Genomic DNA, 26,735 nt, shown 5'->3' with positions numbered 1-26,735 from the left:
GGTTACCCACGGATTCAAGCCTGCGTTCGGCCAGCGTGGTTTAACGGGGCGCCTAAGATCAAAAGCAGATCAAGATCAAGAGCGACTCGCTTCGCATCGTGGTTACGGTTGAGCGCTACAGAGTTGTGTAGATACCTATGGTCATCGGGGGCAAGCCCCTTCCCACATTTGCTCGCTATTGGCTTTTAGTGTGCGGTGGCCTGGAGGCCGGCGAGTAACAGGCGCTGGTACAGGTCTTCCTTGAATCCCTCCGGCTGATCCAAGCGCATCCGCTCAAGGTGCTCGGGAAACGCCTCCGGCTCCGGTGCGTCCAGCGCCGCCTTGCCCAGTTCCAGCATCTCCGTGAGCTTGAATTTGCTCTTGAGCCAGTTCAGCGCCCGCAACAGGTCCCGCTCCTCGTCCGTAAAGTCACTGCCCAACGGGTACTCCGGGAACAGGCGTCGGTGCCTGGCTTGAATCGCCTGGAGCCGTTGCGGTGTGTTGTCGGCAAAACGCGGGTCCAGCTTGAAATCCTTGGGCAGCTTGCCGGCCTTTTGCGCCTGCTCGATCAAATCGCCCTGGAAGCGCGAGTCAGTGATATTGAGCAACGCTTCAATCACCTTGGCATCCGTCTGCCCCCGCAAGTCGGCAATGCCGTACTCGGTAATGACGATATCGCGCAGGTGTCGGGGAATGGTGCAATGGCCATATTCCCAGACGATATTGGAGCTGACCTCTCCCCCCGACTCGCGCCAGCTGCGCAGGATCAGGATAGAACGCGCATCCTCCAGCGCGTGGCCCTGGGCAACGAAGTTGTACTGCCCGCCCACGCCACTGAGCACGCGGCCATCTTCCAATTGGTCGGCCACACCGGCACCGAGCAACGTCACCATGATCGCACTGTTGACGAACCGTGCATCCTGGCGCTGCAAGCGCTTGAGTTCTTCCTGGCCGTACAGCTCGTTGATATAGCTGATGCGGGTCATGTTGAATTGCAGCCGCTTGGCGTGGCTCATCTCCTGCAAGCGCTGGTAGAAACTGCGCGGGCCAAGGAAGAAACCGCCATGGATGGAGATGCCATCGGGCTGCGCCGCATCGTCGAGCAGCCCGGCATTGGCTTGCTCCTGGGTCGCCACATCCGGGTAAACCTTGCGCCGGATGATGCCGGCATCCGCCAGCACCAGCATGCCGTTGACGAACATTTCGCTGCAACCATAAAGGCCCCGGGCGAACGGATCGACGCCACCCTCACGACTGATCAAGGGCGCCCACTGGTACACATCCAGGTCGGTCAGCAGCAATCGATAGGCTTCGTTGTCGGCCTGGCGCGCCAGCAAGGCGGCGGTCAGCGCATCGCCCATGGAGCCGATGCCGATCTGCAGGGTGCCGCCATCGCGAACCAGGGTGCTGGCATGCAGGCCGATAAAATGGTCCTGGAACCCCACCGGCATGTTGGGCGTGGAAAACAGCGTGGTGCTGTCTTTTTCGTCGAGCAGGTAGTCGAATGCGTCCATGCCCAATTCCGCATCGCCGGGCATGTAGGGCAATTCAGTGTGAACCTGGCCAACCACCAGAATGGTTTCCCCGGCTTCGCGACGCTTGGCGATCATGGGGAGCAGGTCGAGGGTGATATCCGGGTTGCAGCTCAGGCTCAGGCGGTCGGGATGCTCGGCGCTGCTGGCAACCAGTTGCGCCACCAGGTTCAGGCCGGCGGCATTGATATCACGGGCGGCATGGCTGTAGTTGCTGCTGACATAATCCTGCTGCGCCGAGTCGCTGTGGAGCAGGCTGCCGGGCTGCATGAAGAACTGTTGCACGCGGATATTCTTCGGCAGGCTGCCCTTGTGCAGGTCCGCGAGGAAATCCAGTTCGGGATAATCGCCAAACACGCGCTCGATAAAAGGTTCGAGAAAGCGCTTCTGCAACCCGTCCCCCAGGGACGGGCGACCCAGGCTCAGCGCGGTGTAGATGGTCAGCGCCCGCTCGGGCAACTTGGCAATGCGCCGGTACAGCGCATTGACGAACAGGTTGGGCTTGCCCAAGCCCAGCGGCATGCCCATGTGGATATGCGCCGGCAACCGCGCCAGTACGTCGTCAACTGCTTGCTCGATTGAACACAACTGCACCATCCGACCCTCCTGAACATTCCATGATTAGGGGTTGGACAGAGCGTGGCGGGTCTTTGCTGCAAAGAACAGTGTTGAAACACAAATCTGGGGCACAAAAAAGCCGCCCATAAGCGGCTGTTTTGACGAAGATCGGTTTATTTCAAGCCGGACATCTTCTCGATCGCACCTTTTAGCTCATCATCCGAGCAATCGGCGCAGGTGCCTTTAGGCGGCATGGCATTGATGCCGGTGATGGCCTTGGCAAGCAGCCCGTCGAGGCCGCCCTGCTCTTTGGCACGTTTACCCCAGTCTGCCGCATCGCCGATTTTCGGCGCACTCAGCAGGCCAGTGCCATGGCATGCGTTGCAATGTTTGGCGATCACTTCATCCGGCGTCTTGGCACCGCCGCCGCCGCCCGCCGCCACAGCAACCTCCATGCCCTTGCATTCCTGGCCCTGGACACAAACCTGGCCCACAGGCTCCAGGCGCTTGGCGATGTCATCGTTGGTCGCAGCTTGAGCGCTGCCAGCCCACAGGGCCAGTACGGTTGCTGGTGCAGCCAGCATTTTCATAATTAGGTTCACGCGTTCACCCTCATGGTGGCTATTCACGCCTGCGGCCACGGTTTCGCAGGCGGCGAAAGTATAGCGGTTAGCCCGCCTGGCCGAAACAACCCTATTAAATAAAGGGAGATTCAGCCTCACGGTTTACAGCTGCGCGAACCCTGCAACGCTGGCAGGGCGCCTTCTGTTTTAAAAGTTCGCCGGTGTGGCTGCGCTGATTAGTCGCGCCGGCACGTCGAACGGATTGCGAAAACGATGGGGCTTGGTACTTTCAAAGTAGTAGCTATCGCCTGCTTCGAGCACAAAAGTTTCAAGACCGACCACCAGCTCCAGGCGCCCTTCCACCAGGATTCCGGTTTCTTCGCCTTCATGGGTGAGCATTTCTTCGCCCGTGTCGGCGCCTGGCGGGTAGATTTCATTGAGGAACGCGATTGCCCGGCTCGGGTGCGCTCGGCCTACCAGCTTCATGGTCACGGCACCGTCGGAGATGTCGATCAGCTCATTGGCTTTATAGACGACCTGCGTGGGTATTTCCTGGAGGATCTCTTCGGAAAAGAATTCCACCATGGACATGGGAATGCCGCCCAGTACCTTGCGCAGGGAACTGATCGAGGGGCTGACGCTGTTTTTCTCGATCATCGAAATGGTGCTGTTGGTGACGCCCGCGCGCTTGGCAAGCTCGCGCTGGGAAAGACCTTTGAGTTTACGGATGGATTGCAGTCGTTCGCCGACGTCCAATGCAGGTGCCTCCTGGGATTCAGGCTTTGTTGTAATTGAGCGTTATCATGGCGACAGCGTTCAGTATTTACAACACTTGGGCCTAAATCCTGGGCAGCGGCATTCGTACCTGGCGATCAAGCGCCCAAATAGAGCCTTGGCACTCGGCGCAGGTTGCAGAAAAGCTGATAGGGGATGGTTTCAGCCGCAGTCGCGACGTCGCTGGCGAGGATATTCTTGCCCCACAACTCCACCGTGGAACCCAGCCCCGCCTGGGGCACATCCGTCAGGTCGACGCACAGCATGTCCATGGACACCCGGCCCAGCAACTGGCTGCGCTGACCGGCGACCAGCACCGGTGTGCCCGTGGGCGCGTGGCGCGGGTAGCCGTCGGCATACCCCATGGCCACCACGCCGATACGCATCGCTTTGGGCGTGATGAACCTGGCCCCGTAACCCACCGGCTCTCCCGCCGGCAGTTCACGTACGCAAATGATTTTCGACTCCAGGGTCATCACCGGCTGCAAACGCGCGGCGATAGCCTGGTCATCGCCAAAAGGCGTGGCGCCGTAGAGCATGATGCCAGGGCGCACCCAGTCGCTGGACACATTCGGCCAACCCAGTACGGCCGGGGAATTGCGCAGGCTGACTTCAGCCGCCAGGCCCTGGCGGGCCGCTTCGAATACCGCCACTTGTTCGCTGCTGCTTGCGCAATCGAGCTCATCGGCACGGGCGAAATGGCTCATCAATACGATCTTCGCGACCTTGCCACTGGCCAGCAGACGCTTGTACGCCTCCTGGAAATCCTTGGGGTGCAGGCCGACTCGGTGCATGCCCGAGTCGAGCTTGAGCCAGATGGTCAGCGGCTTGCCCAGCGTGGCTTGCTCGATCGCCTCCAGTTGCCACAATGAATGCACCACGCACCACAGGTCCTGCTCGATGATCAGCGTCAGCTCGTCGGCTTCGAAAAAACCTTCCAGCAGCAGTACCGGTGCACGTATCCCGGCGGCGCGCAGCTCCAGGGCCTCCTCGATGCACGCCACCGCAAACCCATCGGCCTCGGCTTCCAGCGTCTGGGCTACGCGCACCGCGCCGTGGCCGTAGGCGTCCGCCTTGATCACGGCGAGGGCCTTGGCCCCGCTGACTTCGCGGGCCAATTGGTAGTTGTGACGCAGGGCTTGGAGGTCGATCAGGGCACGGGCAGGACGCATGGCGGCAGGCTTCTAGGCGGCAGAGTGAAGAAAACCGGTGCCAACCGACAACATCGGCACCGCAAGAGGGATGTGTATTAAGGCAGTGCAGCCACGACGGACAGCTCTACCAGGATATTCGGCTCACACAGTTTGGCTTCAACCGTGGCGCGGGCCGGGGCGACACCTTTTGGCAACCACTTGTCCCACACCACGTTCATACCGGCGAAATCGGCATCGATGTCTTTCAAATAGATCGTCACCGACAGCAAGCGGGTCTTGTCGGTGCCGGCCAGGTCCAGCAAACGCTCGATGTTGACCAGGGTTTCACGGGTCTGCTGCTCAATGCCGGCATTCATGTCGTCGCCCACTTGGCCCGCCAGGTAAACGGTGCCGTTGTGAACAACGATCTGGCTCATGCGTTCATTGGTGAGCTGGCGCTGGATGGACATGTTTTGCGGACTCCTGGTGATTGCCGTAACGGGAGATATCGAGGCCTTCGGCACTGATCTGCGGCGTTTTCTTCGCCATCAGGTCGGCCAGCAAACGTCCGGAGCCGCATGCCATGGTCCAGCCGAGGGTGCCGTGGCCGGTATTCAGGAACAGGTTCCTGAACGGAGTGCCACCGACAATCGGTGTGCCATCGGGTGTGGTCGGGCGCAGACCGGTCCAGAAACTGGCTTGGGCCAAATCGCCGCCATGAGGATAAAGGTCGTTGACGATCATCTCCAGGGTTTCACGCCGACGCGGGTTGAGCGACAGGTCAAAACCGGCTATCTCAGCCATGCCGCCGACGCGAATGCGGTTGTCGAAACGGGTGATCGCGACTTTGTAGGTTTCGTCGAGGATGGTCGAGGTCGGCGCCATCGCCGGGTTGGTGATCGGCACGGTCAGCGAGTAGCCCTTGAGCGGGTAAACGGGCGCCTTGATCCCCAGCGGCTTGAGCAGCTTGGGCGAATAACTGCCCAGCGCCAGCACGTAGCGGTCGGCGGTCTCCAACTTGCCATCGATCCACACGCCATTGACGCGGTCGCCGGCGAAATCGAGGCGCTGGATGTCTTGTTCGAAACGGAACTCAACGCCCAACTGCTTGCACATGTCGGCCAGGCGCGTGGTGAACATCTGGCAATCGCCCGTCTGGTCGTTGGGCAGGCGCAGCGCACCGGCGAGAATGTCGGTGACGTTGGCCAAGGCCGGCTCGACCCGGGCGATGCCGGCACGGTCGAGCAATTCGAAGGGCACGCCGGACTCCTGCAGCACGGCAATGTCCTTGGCCGCGCCATCGAGCTGGGCCTGGGTACGGAACAGTTGAGTGGTCCCCAGGCTGCGCCCTTCGTAGGCAATCCCGGTTTCAGCGCGCAGTTCGTCAAGGCAGTCGCGGCTGTACTCGGAGAGGCGAACCATGCGCTCCTTGTTCACCGCATATCGGTTGGCGGTGCAATTGCGCAGCATCTGCGCCATCCACAGGTATTGGTCGATATCGGCGGTGGCCTTGATCGCCAGTGGCGCATGGCGTTGCAGCAGCCACTTGATCGCCTTGAGCGGCACGCCCGGCGCGGCCCATGGCGACGCATAGCCTGGAGACACCTGGCCGGCGTTGGCGAAACTGGTCTCCATGGCGGCGGCGGGCTGACGGTCGACAACGACGACCTCAAAGCCGGCCCGAGCCAAATAGTACGCACTGGTCACGCCAATGACGCCGCTACCCAAGACCAGAACGCGCATTTTTATATCCTCATCACGGGCTGAGCCGCTGACGTGTGTTATTCGAGCAATGATGGGCGCAGTGTAAAAAACAATCACCAGTGCATTTCACTATATAAATGCCTATATTTGGCGACAATTCTCGGCAAAAATGCTTTTCACAGAGGCGTATCCCCTATGCGTACCAACACTCAGACCAAGCGGGAGCTGGACAAGATCGACCGCAACATCCTGCGCATCCTGCAAACCGATGGGCGCATTTCGTTCACGGAACTGGGGGAAAAGGTCGGGCTGTCGACGACGCCCTGTACCGAGCGAGTCCGGCGCCTGGAGCGCGAAGGGATCATCATGGGCTACAACGCGCGGCTTAATCCGCAGCATTTGAAAGGGAGTTTGCTGGTATTTGTCGAGATCAGCCTGGATTACAAGTCCGGCGACACGTTTGAAGAGTTCCGCCGCGCGGTGCTCAAGCTACCGCATGTGCTGGAGTGTCACCTGGTGTCCGGAGACTTCGACTACTTGGTGAAAGCGCGGATTTCCGAGATGGCCTCGTACCGCAAATTACTCGGCGATATTCTGCTCAAATTGCCCCATGTGCGCGAATCCAAGAGCTACATCGTGATGGAAGAGGTGAAAGAGAGCCTTAACCTGCCGATCCCCGATTAACCTGACACAACTCAATCAAATGTGGGAGGAGGCTTGCCCTAATGCCAGTCAGTTAAGCCTGCACCGCCCTCTGTAGGAGCGAGCTTGCTCGCGAAAAAGGTCAACGATAACGCGTGCTTTCTGAATGAACGCGGTGCCTGTGAGTTTTTCGCGAGCAAGCTCGCTCCTACAGACGGCATTAGGGCTTGCCCCCTCCCACACTGACCGAGTAAATCCGCTACACCAGCACCTGTCGGGTACTCGCCATGTACGCGTGAATCTGCTTTTCAACCCGTGGATGAATCAGTTCCACCGGCCGCCGGCCATTGGGGCACGGCAAGGTCTTGGTGGTGCCGAACAGGCGACAGATCAGCGGGCGCTCGTCATACACGGTGCAGCCGTTGGGCCCCAGGTGCACGCAATTGAGCTCATCCATGGCCGCTGCCTGCTCGGCAGCTGTCTTGCGCGGCAGGCGTGACATTTCTTCGGGCGACGTGGTGACCGGCCCACAGCAGTCGTGACAACCGGGAACGCACTCGAACGAAGGAATCTGTCGACGCAGCGCGCTGATTTTCTGACTGTTGCAACTCATCGAAACACACACCGAACGGCGAATAGGCGTCGATTCTGACTCAAAACGCCCCGCGCAGACAGCTCCGTCCGACCGTTGTATCCTGCGTCAAATTTTCCAAACAGGGAGGCCCCCATGATCGCCAGCGCCCGGCACACCGCGTCCTACTACGCCGCCAGCAGCGTGCCGCACCCCGATTACCCGGCGTTGACGGGTGAGGTGCGCGCCGACGTCTGCGTGATTGGCGGGGGATATTCCGGGCTCAACACCGCCCTGGAACTGGCCGAGCGCGGCTTCAGCGTCGTGCTGCTGGAAGCGCGCAAGATCGGTTGGGGCGCCAGTGGGCGTAACGGCGGGCAGCTGATTCGCGGCGTCGGCCACGGCCTTGACCAGTTCGCCAAGGTGATCGGCACCGACGGCGTGCGCCAGATGAAACTGATGGGCCTGGAAGCGGTGGAGATCGTACGCGAGCGTGTCGAGCGCTTCCAGATCCCCTGCGACCTGACCTGGGGCTACTGCGACCTCGCCAACAAGCCCCGCGACCTGCAGGGTCTCGCCGAAGACGCCGAAGAGCTGCGCAGCCTGGGTTATCGCCATCCAGTACGCCTGCTGGAAGCCGGCGAGATGGCCAGCGTGATCGGCTCCGACCGCTATGTAGGCGGAATGATCGACATGGGTTCCGGGCACCTGCACCCGCTCAACCTCGCCCTGGGCGAAGCCGGCGCTGCCCGGCAACTGGGCGTGCAATTGTTCGAGCAGTCCGAGGTGACGCGCATCGACTACGGCGCGCAGGTCAAGGTGCACACCGCCCAGGGCCAGGTACATGCCACGACCCTGGTGCTGGCCTGCAACGCCTACCTCAACGACCTCAACCCGCACTTGAGTGGCAAGATATTGCCCGCCGGCAGCTACATCATCGCCACCGAACCCTTGAGCGAAGCGCTAGCCGCCAGCCTGTTGCCGCAGAACATGGCGGTGTGCGACCAGCGGGTAACGGTGGACTATTTCCGTCTGTCCGCCGATCGCCGCCTGTTGTTCGGCGGCGCCTGCCACTATTCCGGGCGCGACCCGAGCGACATTGGCGCCTATATGCGGCCAAAGATGCTGCAAGTGTTCCCGCAATTGGCCAACGTGAAGATCGACTTCCAGTGGGGCGGCATGATCGGCATCGGCGCTAATCGGTTGCCGCAGATCGGGCGCCTGGCAGATCAACCCAATGTGTATTACGCCCAGGCCTACGCAGGCCATGGCCTCAACGCCACGCACCTGGCCGGCAGGTTGCTGGCCGAAGCCATCAGCGGCCAGCAACAAGGGCGCTTCGACCTGTTCGCCCAAGTGCCGCACATGACCTTCCCGGGTGGTAAACACCTGCGCTCGCCGCTGCTGGCCCTGGGGATGCTCTGGCACCGCCTCAAGGAACTGGTCTGATCAATCGCGCCAGAAAGCCTTCAAGCCTTCATGGCGTGCCTGCTCTGCCGTCAGCCCCACATCGCGCAATTGCTCTGGTGTCAGCGTCAGCAAGGCCTTGCGTGTATGAAGGCGGCGCCAGAACAGGCTCCACCGATTTTCGCCAGGCAGAGTTGGCGCCCGCTCCTGCTCGGCTTCCAGTTCCTGGCTATGTAACGCCAGCCGCACATCGCTCATGCCATTCATTTGCCGTCCCTCGTTAGCTTGCCGCCTTGAGTGACTAGAATGAGCGAGCGAGCACAACCAATACAGATTCAGCCTCCCTTTATTAAATCCATACAGAGACTGCCTATGCACGGCTGAATCCTGTATTTTTCCCCTATCTGTACTGGTCTGCTGGGAGTGACCGCCGTGACCCTTTACGTCAACCTTGCCGAATTGCTGGGCACCCGCATCGAACAAGGCTTCTATCGCCCCGGCGACCGTCTGCCTTCCGTACGCGCATTGAGTGTGGAACACGGGGTCAGCCTGAGCACCGTGCAGCAGGCCTATCGATTGCTGGAAGACAATGGCCTGGCGATGCCCAAGCCCAAGTCCGGCTATTTTGTGCCGGCGGGCCGTGAACTGCCGGCGCTGCCCGAGGTGGGTCGCCCGGCCCAGCGGCCGGTAGAGATTTCCCAGTGGGACCAGGTGCTGGAATTGATTCGTGCCGTGCCGCGCAAGGACACCATACAGTTGGGCCGTGGCATGCCGGATGTGTTATCGCCCACCCTCAAGCCATTGCTTCGCAGCCTGGCCCGCGTCAGCCGCCGCCAGGATCTGCCGGGGCTTTACTACGACAACATCATGGGCTGTATGGAATTACGCGAACAAATCGCGCGACTGTCGTTGGATTCCGGTTGCCAACTGACGGCCGAGGATATCGTCATCACCACCGGCTGCCACGAGGCGTTGTCCGCCAGCATCCACGCGATTTGCGAGCCCGGCGATATCGTTGCGGTGGATTCGCCAAGTTTCCACGGCGCCATGCAGACCCTCAAGGGCCTGGGCATGAAAGCCCTGGAAATCCCCACCGACCCGATCACCGGCATCAGCCTTGAAGCTCTGGAACTGGCGCTGGAACAGTGGCCGATCAAGGTCATCCAGCTCACTCCCAACTGCAACAACCCATTGGGCTACATCATGCCGGAGGCGCGCAAACGCGCACTGCTGACCCTGGCCCAGCGCTTCGACGTGGCGATCATCGAGGACGATGTGTATGGCGAACTGGCCTACAGCTACCCGCGCCCGCGCACGATCAAATCCTTCGACGAAGACGGCCGCGTCCTGCTGTGCAGTTCGTTCTCCAAGACCCTGGCGCCCGGCCTGCGCATTGGCTGGGTCGCGCCGGGGCGCTACCTGGACCGGGTGCTGCACATGAAATACATCAGCACGGGCTCGACCGCCACCCAGCCGCAGATTGCGATTGCGGAATTTCTCAAGGGCGGCTATTTCGAACCGCATTTGCGCCGGATGCGCACGCAATACCAGCGTAATCGCGACCTGATGCTCGACTGGGTCAGCCGCTACTTCCCCGCCGGCACACGGGCCAGCCGGCCCCAGGGCAGTTTTATGCTGTGGATAGAGTTGCCGGAGGGCTTCGATACCCTCAAGCTCAACCGTACGCTGATGGACCAAGGGGTTCAGGTGGCCGTAGGCAGCATCTTTTCTGCATCCGGCAAATACCGTAATTGCCTGCGTATGAACTACGCTGCCAAACCGACGCCGCAGATTGAAGAGGCGGTGCGCAAGGTCGGTACCGCTGCGCACGCCCTGCTGGCCGAAGGGGCAGACTGACCTTTTCCGAGCAATTGCCGTCATATGCCGACAAACGCCTGACCTGGATGCCGCTTCCTTGATGATTAAACGGCTTTTACCGCTTTTCCTGTTGGGAGCACTGGCACTGGGTGGCTGCGCGACGGCCTACACACCGCGCGTGCCCAGTGATGCGCTACCGGCGGCGCAGTCCTCCTTCGGCCGTTCGATCCAGGCCCAGGCGGCACCGTATCAGGGCCGCTCCGGCTTTCGCCTGCTGCCCAACAGCAGCGAAGCGTTCATGGCCCGCGCCGAACTGATCCGCAACGCCCAGACCAGCCTCGACTTGCAGTACTACATCGTGCATGACGGTATCAGCACGCGCATGCTGGTGGATGAACTGCTCAAGGCCGCCGACCGCGGCGTGCGCGTGCGCATCCTGCTGGACGACACCACCAGCGACGGGCTCGACCAGATCATCGCGACGCTTGCCGCCCACCCCAACATCGACATTCGCCTGTTCAACCCTTTGCATCTGGGGCGTAGCACCGGGGTGACACGTGCCATGGGGCGCCTGTTCAACCTGTCGCTGCAACACCGGCGCATGCACAACAAACTGTGGCTGGCCGATAACAGCGTGGCGATCGTGGGCGGGCGCAACCTGGGGGATGAGTATTTCGATGCCGAACCCAACCTGAACTTCACCGATATCGACATGCTCAGTGTCGGGCCGGTGGCCGAGCAACTGGGTCACAGTTTCGATCAATACTGGAACAGCGCGCTGAGCAAGCCTATTGATGAGTTTGTCTCAACGATGCCTTCCAGGATCGACCTCGCTGTCGCGCGTGGGCGCCTGGAGGCCTCGCTGACCCAATCGCGCCAGCAGAACCACGCCTTGTATAACCGTCTGCGCACCTACCAGACCCAGCCGCGCATGGATATCTGGCGTCGCGAGTTGATCTGGGCCTGGAACCAGGCGCTGTGGGATGCCCCGAGCAAGGTGCTGGCCAGGGCCGACCCGGACCCGCAATTGCTCCTCACCACGCAACTGGCGCCGGAGCTCGAGGGCGTCAGCCGTGAGCTGATCATGATTTCGGCGTACTTCGTTCCCGGGCCGCCCGGGCTGGTGTACCTGACGGGCCGCGCCGATGCGGGCGTGTCGGTGAACCTTTTGACCAACTCCCTCGAAGCCACCGATGTACCCGCCGTGCACGGCGGCTACGCGCCCTATCGCAAGGCGCTGCTGGAGCATGGCGTGAAACTCTATGAGCTGCGCCGACAACCCGGCGACCCCAGCGCAAGCAGCGGGCCGCACCTGTTTCGTCGCGGCAGCTTGCACGGCTCCGACTCCAGCCTGCACAGCAAGGCGATGATTTTCGATCGGGAAAAATCGTTTATCGGCTCATTCAATTTCGATCCGCGCTCAGTGCTGTGGAACACCGAAGTCGGCGTACTGGTGGACAGCCCGGAACTGGCGGAACACGTACGCAACCTGGCGCTGCAAGGGATGGCGCCAGCGCTGAGCTACGAGGCGAAACTGCAGGATGGGCAGATCGTGTGGGTGACGGAAGATAACGGCCAGTTGCACACCCTGACCCGGGAGCCCGGCAGTTGGTGGCGCCGGTTCAATGCCTGGTTCGCCACCAGTGTCGGCCTGGAGCGTATGCTCTAGAAATCAGGTATACCCCATGTGGGAGGGGGCTTGCCCCCGATTGCCATACGTATCTACACACCACCGTAGCCCCCAACCGTAACCACGATGCGAAGCGAGCCGCTCTTGATCTGGCTTTTGATCTTGATCTGCTTGTGATCCTAGGCGCCCCGTTAAACCACGCTGGCCGAACGCAGGCTTGAATCCGTGGGTAACCCGGCAGGACGCCGGGTTAGCCGCACTGGGCCAGGGATGGCCCATTGCGGCGGCCCACGGATTCAAGCCTGCGTTCGGGCACACCGAGCCTAAGCGAGGTGCCGAGTGGTGGGGCAAGAGCGTTTTGCTTACTTTTGCGCTTTTCAAAAGTGAGCCGCTGTAAAAGCGGAACCCTAAGCAGCCGTTACCGCAGAAACGGATATTTACTCAACCCAATCCAACACCCTGGTCGGCCCAGAGGCCGCCATCGGGGGCAAGCCCCCTCCCACAGTTGCCCTGCGCTGTTTCCAGCAGGGTTACAGCTTGATCCAGGTCGCCTTCAGTTCGGTATATTTGTCGAACGCATGCAGCGATTTATCGCGACCGTTACCCGACTGCTTGAAGCCCCCGAACGGAGCGGTCATGTCGCCACCGTCGTACTGGTTGACCCACACGCTACCGGCACGCAGGGCCTTGGCAGTCAGGTGCGCCTTGGAGATGTCCGCCGTCCACACCCCCGCCGCCAGGCCATATTGGGTGTCGTTGGCGATGGCGATGGCTTCTTCGGCGCTGTCGAAGGTGATTACCGACAGTACCGGACCAAAGATTTCTTCCTGGGCAATTTTCATGGCGTTGGTCACACCGTCGAAAATGGTCGGTTCGACGTAGGTGCCACCGGTTTCTTCCAGCGTGCGCTTGCCACCGGCGACCAGCTTGGCGCCATCGGCATGGCCGGCTTCGATGTACGAGAGCACGTTGTTCATCTGCTGGGTGTCCACCAGCGCACCCACGTTGGTGGCGGGGTCCAGCGGGTTACCGGGCTTCCAACCCTTGAGGGCCTCGATGACCAGCGGCAGGAAAGTGTCCTTGATCGAACGCTCCACCAGCAGGCGCGAACCGGCGGTGCAGACTTCACCTTGGTTGAAGGCGATGGCGCTGGCGGCGGAGTTGGCGGCGGCTTGCAGGTCCGGCGCATCGGCAAACACGATGTTCGGGCTCTTGCCGCCTGCTTCCAGCCACACACGCTTCATGTTCGATTCGCCGGAGCGGATCAACAGCTGCTTGGCAATTTTGGTGGATCCGGTAAACACCAGGGTGTCCACGTCCATGTGCACCGCCAGCGCGTTACCCACGGTGTGGCCATAGCCCGGCAGCACGTTGAGCACGCCTTTTGGAATGCCGGCTTCAACGGCCAGGGCGGCGATACGGATGGCGGTCAGCGGGGACTTTTCCGACGGTTTGAGAATTACCGAGTTACCGGTCGACAGGGCCGGGCCGAGTTTCCAGCAGGCCATCATCAGCGGGAAGTTCCACGGAACGATCGCACCGACTACGCCCACGGGCTCACGGGTCACCAGCCCCAGCTGGTCATGGGGCGTGGCCGCCACTTCATCGTAGATCTTGTCGATTGCCTCGCCGCTCCAGCTCAGGGCATTGGCCGCGCCGGGGACGTCGATGTTCAGGGCGTCGCTGATCGGCTTGCCCATGTCCAGGGTTTCCAGCAGCGCCAGCTCTTCGGCATTGGCCTTGAGCAGCGCGGCGAAACGGATCATGACGGACTTGCGCTTGGCCGGTGCCAGGCGCGACCAGACCCCGGAATTGAAAGTGGCACGGGCGTTTTCCACGGCACGCTGGGCGTCGGCGGCGTCACAGCTGGCCACGGTGGCGAGCAGACGACCATCGACCGGACTGATGCATTCGAACGTGTCACCGGAAACGGCGGCGGTGTACTCGCCATTGATGTACGCGCGGCCTTCGATTTTCAGGTCCTTGGCGCGTTGTTCCCAGTCGGCACGGGTCAGGGTGGTCATGCAAGTCTGCTCCTCTTATTGGATACAAGGGCCTGGAAGATTGATCCCGGCGCCTCCACGAATGCTTGCCTGGCCAGCCTGCTGTTCGGCTCAAGGCACTTGCCACCCTAAACCAGCGGCTGGGGATGTTTCAATATATTTGACATAACGGCGGCAAACGCCCTTGCGATGTTCATTTTAATAAACATAGACTTTGGCCTCTCCAAACGCAGGCCAGACGGGATAAGCACATGAGCATCCAGGACATCGTCGATTTCAGCCAAGCCAATACCGCCCCCGATCGCTATCGCCCTGCCGCCGAGAAAATCCTCAAGGGCGACCCTGAACAGACGATCTACAACCACTACAACAGCCCCTGCGGGCAAATGAACGCGGGCGTCTGGGAAGGCGAAGTCGGGCAGTGGACGGTCAATTACACCGAGCATGAATATTGCGAGATCGTGCAGGGAGTTTCCGTACTGCGTGATGCCCAAGGCAATGCCAAAACCTTGCGCGCCGGCGACCGCTTCGTCATCCCGGCCGGCTTCAGCGGCACCTGGGAAGTGCTGGAAGCGTGCCGCAAGATCTACGTGGTGTTCGAACAGAAAGCCTGATCAGCGAATCCCAAGCAAAAAAAAGCCCGTATCGTGAGATACGGGCTTTTTTTCACAAGGAAGGAAATCAATTACTTGATTTTGCCTTCTTTGTAGATCACGTGCTTGCGAACGCGCGGGTCGAACATTTTCTTTTCGAGCTTGTCCGGGGTAGTACGCTTGTTCTTGTCGGTAGTGTAGAAGTGACCAGTACCGGCGCTAGAGATCATTCGAATCAATTCACGCATGATAGAGCTCCTTAGATCTTGCCGGCGGCGCGGATTTCGGCCAGCACGACAGTGATGCCACGCTTGTCGATGATACGCATGCCTTTGGCAGATACACGCAGGCGAACAAAACGTTTCTCTTCTTCAACCCAGAAGCGGTGATGCTGCAGGTTCGGCAGGAAACGACGACGGGTTTTGTTATTTGCGTGGGAAATGTTATTCCCAGTCACCGGACCCTTACCGGTAACTTGACAGACTCTCGACATGCCTCAGCCCTCTAAAACCACATGCCCAACCCGGCATGGGTTGGCCGCTTAATCTCTCAGTCATTTGGCGCCAGGCGCCGCGTTTCTTTAGGGTCTTACCGGCTACACCTACAAGCGAAGGAACCGGGCCCCTAGAAAAGAGCGCTGCTTTATACCAGAAAGACCCAGGTGCAACAACAGCGAGTGTGTTTTTACCTGAGTAAATCTCGGCCATTGGCGCCTGAACCGTTGCCAGGAGGGGCCGCTGTAACAGCCGACCGCTCGTCGCACAGAATGATTTTCAGCGCCTGCAAGCACTCTGACCTGCACGTTGAAACGCGCTGAGGCGCCATCAAAACAGCATTTTGGCCAAAAGCACAGGCAAAAATGGGCTAGTCATTTAATCAACAGGCCACTACGGTAGGGCTTTTCCAGACTGCACTCGCAGATGGGCCTTCGATCTGCACAGGAAACCGAATATGCGCCTCGCTGCCCTACCGCTATTGCTAGCCCCCCTTTTCATCGCTCCGATGGCCGTTGCTGCCACCAATTTAAGCGTTTGCACCGAGGCCAGCCCCGAAGGGTTCGACGTGGTGCAGTACAACTCGTTGACCACCACCAACGCCTCGGCGGATGTGCTGATGAACCGTCTGGTGGACTACGACGCTACCGCCGGCAAGCTGGTGCCGAGCCTGGCAGACAGCTGGGACGTCTCCCCGGATGGCCTGACCTACACGTTCAAATTGCACCCCAACGTGAAATTCCATCGCACCGAGTATTTCACCCCCAGCCGCACCCTGACGGCCGAAGACGTGCGCTTCAGCTTCGAGCGCATGCTCGACCCGGCCAACCCGTGGCACAAGATCGCCCAGAGCGGCTTCCCCCACGCGCAGTCCCTGCAATTGCCGACGCTGATCAAGAAGATCGATGCCCTCGACCCGCTGACCGTGCGCTTCACCCTTGATCACGCCGACTCCACGTTTCTTGCAGCGCTGAGCATGGGCTTTGCCTCGATCTACCCGGCCGAATATGCCGACAAGCTGCTCAAGGCCGGCACCCCGGAGAAGCTCAACAGCCAGCCCATTGGCACCGGCCCGTTCGTTTTCGTGCGTTTCCAGAAGGATGCGGTGGTGCGCTACAAGGCCAACCCGGACTACTTCGCCGGCAAACCGACTGTGGATAACCTGATCTTCGCCATCACGCCGGATGCCAATGTGCGCCTGCAGAAGCTGCACCGCGACGAGTGCCAGATCGCCCTGTCGCCCAAGCCCCTGGATGTGGGCGAAGCCGAAAAAGACCCGGCGCTGAAGGTGGAAAAAACCGCCGCCTTCATGACCGCCTTCGTCGCCATCAACAGCCAGCACCCGCCACTGGACAAGCCCGAGGTACGCCAGGCGATCAACCTGGCCTTTGACAAAGGCAGCTACCTGAAGGCGGTATTCGAAGGCACCGCCGAAGCGGCCAATGGTGTCTACCCGCCCAATACCTGGAGCTACGCCAAGGACTTGCCGGGTTATCCACAAGACCTTGCCAAAGCCAAGGCGCTGTTGAACCGCGCCGGCCTCAAGGACGGCTTCAAAACCACAATCTGGACCCGCCCTACCGGCAGCCTGCTGAACCCCAACCCGAATCTTGGCGCTCAGTTGCTGCAGGCCGATCTGGCCAAGGTCGGCATCCAGGCCGACATCCGCGTGATCGAGTGGGGCGAGTTGATTCGCCGCGCCAAAGCCGGCGAACACGACCTGCTCTTCATGGGCTGGGCCGGTGACAATGGCGACCCGGACAACTTCCTGACCCCGCAATTTTCCTGCGCAGCCGTCAAATCCGGTACCAACTTCGCCCGCTACTGCGACCCTGCGCTGGACAAGCTGATCAGCGCCGGCAAGACCACCAGCGAACAGGGCGTGCGCACCAAGCTCTACCAGCAGGCCCAGGCGCAGATCCAGCAGCAGGCCCTGTGGCTGCCCCTGGCGCATCCCGCGGCGTTTGCCCTGACACGCAAGAATATCGAGGGCTATCAGGTGAGCCCGTTTGGCCGGCAGGATTATTCCAAGGTCAGCGTCAAGCCTTGAGCTGCAAGCTGCAAGCTGCAAGCCGACTTGTGGCTTGCAGCTCTAAACGTGAAGCGGCCCTCTACATCCATCCGTATTCCGCCATCGACAACGGATCACCATCGCCCACGATGATGTGGTCCAGCACCCGCACGTCCACCATTTCCAGGGCTTTTTGTAGAACCTTGGTCAATTTTCGATCAGCCGGGCTGGGGTCTACGCTTCCCGAAGGATGGTTGTGGCACAGGATCAACGCTGCCGCGTTATACGCCAGCGCACGCTTGACCACTTGCCGGGGATAGACCAAGGCGGTATCGATGGTGCCTTCGCAGAGCGCCTCGAAACCCAGCACCCGATGCTTGGAGTCGAGAAACAGGCAGCCAAACACTTCGTGAGACTCATGACGCAGCAGCGCCTTGAGGTATTCGCGGACGGCCAGCGGGCTTTCCAGCACCGAATCGTTGCGCAGGCGCTCGGCCATGTGGCGCCGGGACATTTCCAGCACCGCCTGCAATTGGGCAAACTTCGCCGGCCCCAGGCCCAGCTGCTGATTGAACAGCGCCTGGCTGGCCTCCAGCAGCGGGCGCAATCCACCGAATTGCGCCAGCAGATGACGCGCCAGGTCCACGGCGCTCCTGCCGGATACGCCAGTGCGCAGGAAAATCGCCAGCAATTCGGCATCGGACAGACTGGCCGCGCCCCACTCCAACAGCTTCTCTCGCGGCCGCTCGGCAGCAGGCCAATTGCGAATACTCATCCCACCTCCCTTCCATGATGTGCGCCGTATGCGCCGCTGTTGCCGGGCGGACGCTGTGTTATCGTAGGCCCTCTTTTTTGCATGCGATTTCACCTGGGGAGGGGTCATCGCAGGCGTCACTGAACTGGCTTCACTGAACTGGAAAGGCAAACCAATGCAGCGTCTGTATCGGAAACGCATCGTTCTCGGCGTCGGCGGCGGCATTGCCGCCTACAAGAGCGCGGAACTGGTTCGCAGGCTCCTGGACCAGGGCGCCGAAGTGCGCGTGGTCATGACCCGTGGTGGCAGTGAGTTCATCACCCCGCTGACCATGCAGGCCTTGTCCGGCCACCCGGTTCACCTGGACCTGCTGGACCCGGCGGCCGAAGCCGCCATGGGCCATATCGAACTGGCCAAATGGGCCGACCTGGTGCTCATCGCGCCGGCGACCGCCGACCTGATCGCACGCCTGGCCCAGGGCATCGCCGATGACTTGCTGACCACCCTGGTACTGGCCACCGACGCCACCGTCGCCATTGCCCCGGCGATGAACCAGGCCATGTGGCGCGACCCGGCCACCCAGGCCAACACCCAACTCCTGCAAAGCCGTGGCCTCAAGGTCTTCGGCCCGGCGTCCGGCAGCCAGGCCTGCGGCGACGTCGGCATGGGCCGCATGCTCGAAGCCACCGACCTGGCGCTGTGTGCCGCCGAATGCTTCCAGCACCTGGCCCTGACCGGCAAACACGTACTGATCACCGCGGGCCCGACCCAGGAAAACATCGACCCGGTGCGCTACATCACCAACCATAGCTCAGGAAAAATGGGCTTTGCCCTGGCTGAAGCTGCGGTTGAGGCAGGCGCACGTGTGACCCTGATCACCGGCCCGGTGCATTTACCGACGCCCGATCGTGTGACCCGAATCGACGTAGTCAGCGCCCGCGACATGCTGGCAGCCTGTGAAGCGGCCATTCCGTGCGACCTGTTCATCGCCTCGGCAGCGGTTGCAGACTACCGGCCGGAAGTCGTTGCACCGCAAAAGCTCAAGAAAGACCCTACAAGCGGCGATGGTCTGCTCCTGCAAATGGTGCGCAACCCAGACATTCTGGCCACCATCGCCACACGTGCGGACCGTCCGTTCAGCGTCGGCTTCGCCGCCGAGACCGAACATTTGCTGGACTACGCCGCGCGCAAATTGAAAGACAAAAACCTCGACCTGATCGTTGCCAATGATGTCGCCAACCCGAGCATCGGCTTCAACAGTGAGGAAAATGCCATCAGCGTGATCGACCGCGAGTTGCACGCCACCGTTTTCGCCCAGACCAGCAAGGGCAAGATTGCCCGCCAACTGATCTCTTTTATCGCCCAACGGCTGAACCAGGTTTAATGTCCATGCACGCTTTGCAAGCCAAGATCCTCGACCCACGCATCGGTAGCCAATTCCCCCTTCCGGCCTACGCCACCCCAGGCTCCGCCGGCCTGGACCTGCGCGCCATGCTCCAGCAGGACACGGTCCTGGAGCCGGGCCAGACGATCCTGATCCCCACCGGCCTGTCGATCTACGTCGGCGACCCGGGCCTGGCGGCCCTGATCCTGCCGCGCTCCGGCCTGGGCCACAAACACGGCATCGTGCTGGGCAATCTGGTGGGCCTGATCGACTCCGACTACCAGGGCGAATTGATGGTGTCGTGCTGGAACCGCGGCCAGACCGCGTTCAACATTGCGGTCGGCGAGCGTATCGCCCAACTGGTGCTGGTGCCGGTGGTCCAGGCGCAGTTCGAACTGGTGCAGGAATTCGACGAAACCCAGCGCGGCGCAGGTGGTTTTGGGCATTCCGGCAGTCACTGACTAAGCTGAACAGGGCCGGGCGCAATTGCCCGGCCAGACGCCACCGCCAGGTTTTTCAGGATGAAGAATGCGCGAAAATTATCAGCGGATTTTATTAAATAAAATCAACAGGTTACGCAGATATGAGCGCAGGACCGACGCGCCGATGGCACTTTTACACCACGAACTCTCTGCCGAAAACGTCGTCATACCCTTCAGTTTGAGCCTGCCGGCCAGCCACATCAGGCCAGCCTTGCCCCCTTTCAGATGGAGTTTCCCCCCGCGATGAGTACCGCAGCCCGCGTAGCCCCGAGCTTTCCCGACAGCATCTTCCGTGCCTATGACATTCGTGGCGTGGTGCCCAAGACCCTGACCGCCGAAACCGCCTACTGGATCGGCCGCGCCATCGGCTCACAGAGCCTGGCCCAGGGCGAGCCGAACGTGTCGGTCGGTCGTGACGGCCGCCTGTCCGGCCCGGAGCTTGTGGAGCAACTGATCCAGGGCCTGGCGGACAGCGGGTGCCATGTCAGCGACGTCGGCCTGGTGCCTACGCCTGCGTTGTATTACGCCGCCAACGTCCTGGCCGGCAAGTCCGGCGTCATGCTGACCGGCAGCCACAACCCGTCGGACTACAACGGCTTCAAAATCGTTATCGCCGGCGACACCCTCGCCAACGAACAGATCCAGGCCCTGCACACTCGCCTGAAAACCAACGACCTGAGCAGCGGCACCGGCAGCATCACCAAGGTCGACATCCTGCAGCGCTACTCCGACGAAATCACCCGCGACGTCAAACTCGCCCGCCGCCTCAAAGTGGTGGTGGATTGCGGCAACGGCGCGGCCGGCGTGATCGCTCCGCAATTGCTCGAAGCCCTCGATTGTGAAGTGATTCCCCTGTTCTGCGACGTCGACGGCAACTTCCCCAACCACCACCCGGACCCCGGCAAGCCGGAAAACCTGGTGGACCTGATCGCCAAGGTCAAGGAAGTGGGCGCCGACGTCGGCCTGGCCTTCGACGGCGACGGCGACCGCGTGGGCGTGGTGACCGAAACCGGCGAGATCGTGTACCCGGACCGCCTGCTGATGCTGTTCGCCCGTGACGTGGTGGCGCGCAACGCCAACGCCGAAATCATCTTCGACGTGAAGTGCACTCGTCGCCTCACGCCGCTGATCAAGGAATACGGCGGTCGCCCGCTGATGTGGAAGACCGGTCACTCGTTGATCAAAAAGAAAATGAAGGAAACCGGTGCCTTGCTGGCCGGCGAAATGAGCGGTCACGTATTCTTCAAGGAGCGCTGGTTCGGTTTCGACGATGGCATTTACAGCGCTGCGCGCCTGCTGGAGATACTCAGCAAGGAAAAATCCACCGCGCAAGCGCTGTTTCAGACCTTCCCGAATGATATTTCTACGCCAGAGATCAATATCCATGTGACCGAGGAGAGCAAATTCAGCATCATTGACGCATTGCACGATGCGCAATGGGGCGAAGGCGCCAACCTGACCACCATTGATGGTGTGCGAGTCGATTACGCCAAAGGCTGGGGCCTGGTTCGTGCGTCCAACACCACACCGGTGCTGGTGCTGCGTTTCGAGGCGGATACCGAGGCTGAGTTGCAGCGCATCAAGGACGTCTTCCACGTCCAGTTGAAACGTGTTGCCCCTGATCTCCAATTACCGTTCTGATTTTTTCACCGGAGCCCTGAATGACCCTCGAACGCGAAGCCGCTGCCAACACCGCCAAGGTCCTGTCCGAAGCGTTGCCTTACATTCGACGCTACGTCGGCAAGACGCTGGTGATCAAGTACGGCGGCAATGCCATGGAAAGCGACGAGCTGAAAACCGGCTTTGCCCGCGACATCGTGCTGATGAAAGCCGTGGGGATCAACCCGGTTGTCGTCCACGGCGGTGGGCCGCAAATCGGCGACCTGCTCAAGCGTTTGTCGATCGAGAGTCACTTCATCGATGGCATGCGCGTCACTGACGCGCAGACCATGGACGTGGTGGAGATGGTGCTCGGTGGCCAGGTCAACAAGGACATCGTCAACCTGATCAACCGCCACGGCGGCAGCGCCATTGGCCTGACCGGCAAGGACGCGGAACTGATCCGCGCGAAAAAACTGACCGTGACGCGCCAGACACCGGAAATGACCCAGCCGGAAATCATCGACATCGGCCAGGTGGGCGAAGTGATCGGCATCAACACCGATCTGCTCAACCTGCTGGTCAAGGGTGACTTCATCCCGGTGATCGCGCCTATCGGCGTGGGCGCCAACGGTGAGTCGTACAACATCAACGCCGACCTGGTGGCGGGCAAGGTGGCTGAGGCACTGAAGGCTGAAAAGCTGATGCTGCTGACCAACATCGCCGGCCTGATGGACAAGGAAGGCAAGGTGCTGACCGGCCTGACGACGCAACAAGTCGACGAACTGATCGCCGATGGCACCATCTACGGCGGCATGCTGCCGAAAATCCGCTGCGCGCTGGAAGCCGTGCAAGGCGGCGTCGGCAGCTCGCTGATCTTGGATGGCCGGGTGCCGAACGCGATCCTGCTGGAAATCTTCACCGATACGGGTGTAGGTACGCTGATCAGCAATCGCAAGCGTCCTTAAAAACGCTGAAAACAAATGTGGGAGGGGGCTTGCCCCCGATGGCGGCGTATCAGTTGGAGTATCCAGCACTGATGCACCGCTATCGGGGGCAAGCCCCCTCCCACATTTGCCTGCGCCTGCAATACTTCCGGTTTAAACGCCAAACTGCTCGCGATACGCACGCACCGCCGGCAGGTGCTGCTTGAGCTGCGGATCATCCTCCAGGAACTGCAACACCTGGTTCAACGACACAATGCTCACCACCGGAATGCCGAAGTCACGCTCCACTTCCTGGATCGCCGACAATTCGCCGTTGCCACGCTCCTGGCGGTTCAGCGCAATCAGCACGCCGGCGGCCCTGGCGCCGTCCTGGGAGGCGATGATCTGCATCACCTCGCGGATCGCGGTGCCGGCGGTGATCACGTCATCGATGATCAGCACATCGCCGGTCAACGGGGCTCCGACCAGGCTGCCACCTTCACCATGGGCCTTGGCTTCCTTGCGGTTGAAGCACCACGGCAGGTCCTGCCCATGATGCTCCGCCAGGGCCACCGCCGTCGCCGCAGCCAGGGGAATGCCCTTGTAGGCCGGACCAAACAACACGTCGAAGGAAATACCGCTTTCAACAATGGCGGCCGCGTAGAAACGCCCCAACTGAGCCAGGGCCGAGCCGGAGTTGAACAAGCCTGCGTTGAAGAAATACGGGCTGGTGCGCCCGGACTTGAGGGTGAACTCACCGAAGCGCAAAACCCCGCGATCGATGGCAAAACGAATGAAATCGCGTTGATACGCCTGCATGAAAAAAGCCTCAGATACCACGGATTTAGCTAATTAGGTGGACGGCGTGTATCATACACGCACGCGATTTTTGGGGCCATTTATGCGGATCATCAGTGTGAACGTTAATGGTATTCAGGCTGCAGTCGAGCGTGGTTTGCTCAGTTGGCTGCAAGCACAGAATGCCGACGTCATCTGCCTGCAGGACACACGCGCCTCCGCCTTTGAACTGGACGACCCAGCCTTCCAACTGGATGGCTACTTCCTTTATGCCTGCGATGCCGAAGTGCCCACCCAAGGTGGCGTGGCTTTGTACTCGCGGTTGCAACCCAAGGCGGTCATCAGCGGCCTCGGCTTCGAGACAGCCGACCGCTATGGGCGTTACCTGCAAGCCGATTTCGACAAGGTCAGCATCGCGACCTTGCTGCTTCCTTCGGGGCAGAACGGCGATGAAGACTTGAACCAGAAATTCAAGCTAATGGACGATTTCGCCCGTTATCTGGATAAACAGCGACGCAAACGTCGCGAGTACATTTATTGTGGCTCGCTGTACGTGGCGCAACAGAAGCTGGATATCAAGAACTGGCGCGACAGCCAGCAATCCCCGGGCTTCCTGGCGCCGGAACGGGCCTGGATGGACGAGATTGTCGGCAACATGGGCTATGTCGACGCCCTGCGCGAAGTCAGCCGTGAAGGCGACCAGTACAGCTGGTGGCCGGATAACGAACAGGCCGAAATGCTCAACCTGGGCTGGCGTTTCGACTACCAGTTGCTGACCCCGGGCCTGCGCCGTTTCGTGCGCAGCGCACGCCTGCCGCGCCAGCCGCGCTTCTCTCAGCACGCGCCGCTGATCGTGGACTACGACTGGACCTTGACCATCTGAGGTCTTTCTCCAGGCACAAAAAAACCGACAGTGATGTGATCGTTCCCACGCTCTGCGTGGGAATGCATCCCGTGACGCTCCGCGTCACCATTACGCAAATGCCGGATTTTCGCTTACAGCAGGACGCGGAGCGTCCCGGGCGGCATTCCCACGCGGAGCGTGGGAACGATCAAACCGGGTATAAAAAACCGACAGTGATGTCGGTTTTTTTGTGGGCAACCGTTTACTTCACCAGACGCCAGGTCCACGGATAACGGTAGGCGATGCCCTTATTCGCCTTGATACCGGCAATGATCGTCAGTATCAACGCGCCAATCACCAGCACGGTCATCAACAAAAAGCCGATGACCACGAAGCCCAGCAACAGGCACACCAGCCAGGCGATCGCCACCGTGATCTGGAAGTTCAGGGCTTCCTTGCCCTGATCATCGATCAGCGGGTCCACGTCCTTCTTGAACTGCCACAGGATCAACGGCCCCAACAAACTGCCGAAGGGGAATACCAGCCCTGCAAACGCGGCGAAATGACACAACATCGCCAACTGGCGTACTTCCCTGGACGGTGCCGGAACCGGTAACTGGCTGTCATTCATCGCGCTTCTCCTGAGGACCGGCTTAGTCAGCCAGTGCGGCGTTCTGCAGTTCGAAAATTTCGGTCATGCCTTTCTGGGCCAGGGCCAGCATGGCGTTCAGCTCGGCCGGCTGGAATGGCGCGCCTTCGGCGGTGCCCTGCACTTCGATGAAACCACCGGTGCTGGTCATGACCACGTTCAGGTCGGTCTCGGCGGCCGAGTCTTCCAGGTAGTCCAGGTCCAGCACAGGCTCGCCCTGGTACATGCCGATCGAGACGGCGGCGATCATTTGCTTGAGCGGGTCACCGCCCTTGAGGCCGCCGCGCTTCTTGATCACTTTCAGTGCGTCGACCAGGGCCACCATGGCGCCGGTAATCGACGCGGTACGGGTGCCGCCATCAGCCTGGATCACGTCACAATCGACGTACAGGGTCACATCGCCCAGCTTGGACATGTCCAGGGCCGCGCGCAGGGAACGGCCGATCAGGCGCTGGATTTCCAGGGTACGCCCGCCCTGCTTGCCACGGCTGGCTTCACGCTGGTTACGCTCGCCCGTGGCGCGCGGCAGCATGCCGTACTCGGCGGTCAACCAACCCTGGCCCTGGCCCTTGAGGAAACGCGGCACGCCGTTCTCGACGCTGACGGTGCAGATCACCTTGGTATCACCAAACTCGACCAGTACGGACCCCTCGGCGTGTTTGGTGTAGTTGCGGGTGATGCGGATCGAGCGGAGCTGATCGGCAGCGCGACCACTTGGACGTTTCATAGGGAATTCCTGTACTGAGGACGAAAAACTGCCGAGCATTATAGAGCCGCCAGCCGATTCGGGGCACTTCTAAAAATCCGGTTACGAATACGCGCGTTTGGGCGTGCTCGCCCCACTGCGCTACAATCGCGCCCCTTCGTTACTGTGCAGGAGCGAGCTTGCTCGCGAAAAACGTCAACGATCACGCGCTCCTCCTGATTTAACGCGGCGCCCTGGAGTTCTTCGCGAGCAAGCTCGCTCCTACAGGTCGGCCTGGCCAATCTCTATTTCTCCAACGCGAGGTACCTCCATGGTGCACAGCATGACCGCCTTTGCCCGTGTCGAAAAAGCCGGCGCCCAAGGCACCCTGAGCTGGGAATTGCGCTCGGTCAACAGTCGTTACCTGGAGCCGCATCTACGCCTGCCCGAGTCTTTCCGCGACCTCGAAGGCGCCGTACGTGAAGCGTTGCGCCAGGGTATTTCCCGCGGCAAGCTGGAATGCACCCTGCGCTTTACTGAAGAAACCACCGGCAAACCGCTGCAGGTCGACCGCGACCGCGCCGCGCAACTGGTCGCCGCCGCCGAAACCATTGCCGGCCTGATCAAGCAGCCCGCCGCGCTGAACCCCCTGGAAGTCCTGGCCTGGCCCGGCGTGCTGGTGGCCGACGCCGCCGACCCGCAAGCCTTGAACGCCCAGGCGCTGGCACTCTTCACCCAGGGCCTGGACGAACTCAAGGCCGGCCGTGAACGCGAAGGCGCCGAACTGGCCCGCCTGATCAACGAGCGCCTGACGTCGATCGAAGCGGACGTCGTCACCCTGCGCGAACTCGTACCGCAGATGCTCGCCACCCAGCGCCAGAAGGTCCTGGACCGCTTCGCCGACATGCAGGCCGACCTCGACCCCGTGCGCCTGGAGCAGGAGATGGTGCTGCTGGCCCAGAAGAGCGACGTTGCCGAAGAGCTCGATCGCCTGAGCACCCACATCCTCGAAGTGCGCCGCGTGCTCAAGTCCGGCGGTGCCGCCGGTCGGCGCCTGGACTTCCTGATGCAGGAACTCAACCGCGAAGCCAATACACTCGGCTCCAAGGCGTTCGATCCGCGCAGCACCACGGCGGCGGTCAACCTCAAGGTGTTGATCGAGCAGATGCGCGAACAAGTACAGAATATTGAGTAAGGCAACC

26 protein-coding genes and 1 pseudogene are annotated in these 26,735 nt (G+C 61.0%); 12 read left to right on the top strand and 15 right to left on the bottom strand.

Translation table 11 applies throughout. The annotated features are described in order from the left end of the window. Positions 1–185 precede the first annotated feature (185 nt). The 6 genes from J1G34_RS10670 to dadA all read right to left on the bottom strand — a co-directional run bounded on the left by J1G34_RS10670 (position 186) and on the right by dadA (position 6,282). Positions 186–2,108, bottom strand: coding sequence for an acetyl-CoA hydrolase/transferase C-terminal domain-containing protein (locus J1G34_RS10670; RefSeq protein ID WP_222993991.1), 1,923 nt, complete (start codon positions 2,106–2,108; stop codon positions 186–188). A gap of 134 nt (positions 2,109–2,242) precedes the next feature. Beyond that, positions 2,243–2,659, bottom strand: coding sequence for a c-type cytochrome (locus J1G34_RS10665; protein WP_065893963.1), 417 nt, complete (start codon positions 2,657–2,659; stop codon positions 2,243–2,245). 180 nt (positions 2,660–2,839) lie between these two features. Continuing rightward, on the bottom strand, positions 2,840–3,388 hold the full coding sequence (locus J1G34_RS10660; protein ID WP_065886958.1) for a cupin domain-containing protein: 549 nt from the start codon (positions 3,386–3,388) through the stop codon (positions 2,840–2,842). 116 nt (positions 3,389–3,504) lie between these two features. Further along, a complete protein-coding gene (gene alr, locus J1G34_RS10655) occupies positions 3,505–4,578 on the bottom strand; it encodes an alanine racemase (RefSeq protein WP_222993989.1) in 1,074 nt (357 codons plus the stop codon). 77 nt (positions 4,579–4,655) lie between these two features. After that, entirely contained in the window at positions 4,656–5,009 is a 354-nt protein-coding gene (locus J1G34_RS10650) for a RidA family protein (protein ID WP_128875963.1), read from the bottom strand. Continuing rightward, entirely contained in the window at positions 4,981–6,282 is a 1,302-nt protein-coding gene (dadA, locus tag J1G34_RS10645; protein ID WP_065893966.1) for a D-amino acid dehydrogenase, read from the bottom strand. Before dadA ends, J1G34_RS10650 begins: the two co-directional genes overlap by 29 nt. A 156-nt stretch (positions 6,283–6,438) precedes the next feature. Here dadA and J1G34_RS10640 point away from each other — a divergent pair, with 156 nt between their 5' ends. Next, positions 6,439–6,927 carry an Lrp/AsnC ligand binding domain-containing protein gene (locus J1G34_RS10640; RefSeq protein WP_003176896.1) on the top strand — a complete coding sequence of 163 codons (489 nt, stop codon included), beginning with the start codon at positions 6,439–6,441 and terminating at the stop codon, positions 6,925–6,927. A gap of 217 nt (positions 6,928–7,144) precedes the next feature. Here the strand turns inward: J1G34_RS10640 and J1G34_RS10635 are convergent, their stop codons facing one another. Next, positions 7,145–7,498 (bottom strand): YkgJ family cysteine cluster protein, encoded by a 354-nt coding sequence (locus tag J1G34_RS10635; protein WP_065893967.1) that lies wholly within the window; start codon positions 7,496–7,498, stop codon positions 7,145–7,147. A 114-nt stretch (positions 7,499–7,612) separates the two neighbouring features. Here J1G34_RS10635 and J1G34_RS10630 point away from each other — a divergent pair, with 114 nt between their 5' ends. Then, the gene (locus tag J1G34_RS10630; protein ID WP_065886952.1) at positions 7,613–8,905 is read left to right on the top strand and encodes an NAD(P)/FAD-dependent oxidoreductase; all 1,293 of its coding nucleotides are present in this window, start codon (positions 7,613–7,615) and stop codon (positions 8,903–8,905) included. Here J1G34_RS10630 and J1G34_RS10625 read toward each other — a convergent pair whose 3' ends face one another. Next, entirely contained in the window at positions 8,906–9,130 is a 225-nt protein-coding gene (locus tag J1G34_RS10625) for a DUF1127 domain-containing protein (protein ID WP_222993987.1), read from the bottom strand. A 165-nt stretch (positions 9,131–9,295) separates the two neighbouring features. Between J1G34_RS10625 and J1G34_RS10620 the strand changes: the two genes are divergently transcribed. Both J1G34_RS10620 and J1G34_RS10615 read left to right on the top strand, forming a co-directional pair. Further along, the gene (locus tag J1G34_RS10620) at positions 9,296–10,720 is read left to right on the top strand and encodes an aminotransferase-like domain-containing protein (RefSeq protein WP_065898087.1); all 1,425 of its coding nucleotides are present in this window, start codon (positions 9,296–9,298) and stop codon (positions 10,718–10,720) included. A gap of 61 nt (positions 10,721–10,781) precedes the next feature. Then, entirely contained in the window at positions 10,782–12,350 is a 1,569-nt protein-coding gene (locus J1G34_RS10615; protein WP_065893969.1) for a phospholipase D family protein, read from the top strand. A 491-nt stretch (positions 12,351–12,841) separates the two neighbouring features. Here the strand turns inward: J1G34_RS10615 and J1G34_RS10610 are convergent, their stop codons facing one another. Continuing rightward, positions 12,842–14,335, bottom strand: coding sequence for an aldehyde dehydrogenase (locus tag J1G34_RS10610; RefSeq protein WP_065893970.1), 1,494 nt, complete (start codon positions 14,333–14,335; stop codon positions 12,842–12,844). A 230-nt stretch (positions 14,336–14,565) separates the two neighbouring features. Here J1G34_RS10610 and J1G34_RS10605 point away from each other — a divergent pair, with 230 nt between their 5' ends. Further along, a complete protein-coding gene (locus J1G34_RS10605) occupies positions 14,566–14,928 on the top strand; it encodes a cupin domain-containing protein (protein WP_065886947.1) in 363 nt (120 codons plus the stop codon). Positions 14,929–14,999: 71 nt separating this feature from the next. Here J1G34_RS10605 and rpmG read toward each other — a convergent pair whose 3' ends face one another. Continuing rightward, a complete protein-coding gene (gene rpmG, locus J1G34_RS10600) occupies positions 15,000–15,155 on the bottom strand; it encodes a 50S ribosomal protein L33 (protein ID WP_003176906.1) in 156 nt (51 codons plus the stop codon). An 11-nt stretch (positions 15,156–15,166) separates the two neighbouring features. Then, entirely contained in the window at positions 15,167–15,400 is a 234-nt protein-coding gene (gene rpmB, locus J1G34_RS10595) for a 50S ribosomal protein L28 (RefSeq protein WP_003176907.1), read from the bottom strand. Positions 15,401–15,858: 458 nt separating this feature from the next. On the opposite strand from rpmB, the gene J1G34_RS10590 reads away from it, so the two are divergent. Further along, positions 15,859–17,451, top strand: coding sequence for an ABC transporter substrate-binding protein (locus J1G34_RS10590; RefSeq protein ID WP_222993985.1), 1,593 nt, complete (start codon positions 15,859–15,861; stop codon positions 17,449–17,451). A gap of 61 nt (positions 17,452–17,512) precedes the next feature. Here J1G34_RS10590 and radC read toward each other — a convergent pair whose 3' ends face one another. Then, positions 17,513–18,187, bottom strand: coding sequence for a RadC family protein (gene radC / locus J1G34_RS10585; protein WP_065886945.1), 675 nt, complete (start codon positions 18,185–18,187; stop codon positions 17,513–17,515). A 154-nt stretch (positions 18,188–18,341) separates the two neighbouring features. Here radC and coaBC point away from each other — a divergent pair, with 154 nt between their 5' ends. From coaBC to argB, 4 genes and pseudogenes are all read left to right on the top strand, one after another. After that, positions 18,342–19,550: a bifunctional phosphopantothenoylcysteine decarboxylase/phosphopantothenate--cysteine ligase CoaBC gene (gene coaBC / locus J1G34_RS10580; protein ID WP_010207499.1), complete on the top strand. Its 1,209-nt coding sequence runs from the start codon at positions 18,342–18,344 to the stop codon at positions 19,548–19,550. A 5-nt stretch (positions 19,551–19,555) separates the two neighbouring features. Continuing rightward, entirely contained in the window at positions 19,556–20,011 is a 456-nt protein-coding gene (gene dut, locus J1G34_RS10575; protein WP_065887079.1) for a dUTP diphosphatase, read from the top strand. Between the two features lie 246 nt (positions 20,012–20,257). Next, positions 20,258–21,673, top strand: a pseudogene (locus J1G34_RS10570) (phosphomannomutase/phosphoglucomutase); the annotation flags it as partial. Between the two features lie 20 nt (positions 21,674–21,693). After that, on the top strand, positions 21,694–22,599 hold the full coding sequence (argB, locus tag J1G34_RS10565) for an acetylglutamate kinase (RefSeq protein WP_015886532.1): 906 nt from the start codon (positions 21,694–21,696) through the stop codon (positions 22,597–22,599). A gap of 132 nt (positions 22,600–22,731) precedes the next feature. Here argB and pyrE read toward each other — a convergent pair whose 3' ends face one another. After that, complete coding sequence (gene pyrE / locus J1G34_RS10560) at positions 22,732–23,376, bottom strand: orotate phosphoribosyltransferase (protein ID WP_015373297.1); 645 nt, start codon at positions 23,374–23,376, stop codon at positions 22,732–22,734. An 82-nt stretch (positions 23,377–23,458) separates the two neighbouring features. On the opposite strand from pyrE, the gene J1G34_RS10555 reads away from it, so the two are divergent. Then, positions 23,459–24,238, top strand: coding sequence for an exodeoxyribonuclease III (locus J1G34_RS10555; protein ID WP_003195493.1), 780 nt, complete (start codon positions 23,459–23,461; stop codon positions 24,236–24,238). Positions 24,239–24,461: 223 nt separating this feature from the next. Here J1G34_RS10555 and J1G34_RS10550 read toward each other — a convergent pair whose 3' ends face one another. Continuing rightward, the gene (locus J1G34_RS10550; protein WP_065893974.1) at positions 24,462–24,830 is read right to left on the bottom strand and encodes a DUF4870 domain-containing protein; all 369 of its coding nucleotides are present in this window, start codon (positions 24,828–24,830) and stop codon (positions 24,462–24,464) included. Positions 24,831–24,852: 22 nt separating this feature from the next. Then, positions 24,853–25,575: a ribonuclease PH gene (gene rph, locus J1G34_RS10545; RefSeq protein ID WP_222993983.1), complete on the bottom strand. Its 723-nt coding sequence runs from the start codon at positions 25,573–25,575 to the stop codon at positions 24,853–24,855. A gap of 289 nt (positions 25,576–25,864) precedes the next feature. Here rph and J1G34_RS10540 point away from each other — a divergent pair, with 289 nt between their 5' ends. Then, positions 25,865–26,728 (top strand): YicC/YloC family endoribonuclease, encoded by an 864-nt coding sequence (locus tag J1G34_RS10540; RefSeq protein WP_065886942.1) that lies wholly within the window; start codon positions 25,865–25,867, stop codon positions 26,726–26,728. The last annotated feature ends 7 nt before the right edge of the window (positions 26,729–26,735 follow it).

Source organism: Pseudomonas sp. Wu6, from assembly GCF_019891515.1.
Lineage (GTDB): Bacteria > Pseudomonadota > Gammaproteobacteria > Pseudomonadales > Pseudomonadaceae > Aquipseudomonas > Aquipseudomonas orientalis_A.
The sequence above is the reverse complement of the archived record's forward strand: the minus strand, read 5'-3'. Positions and strand labels throughout refer to the sequence as shown.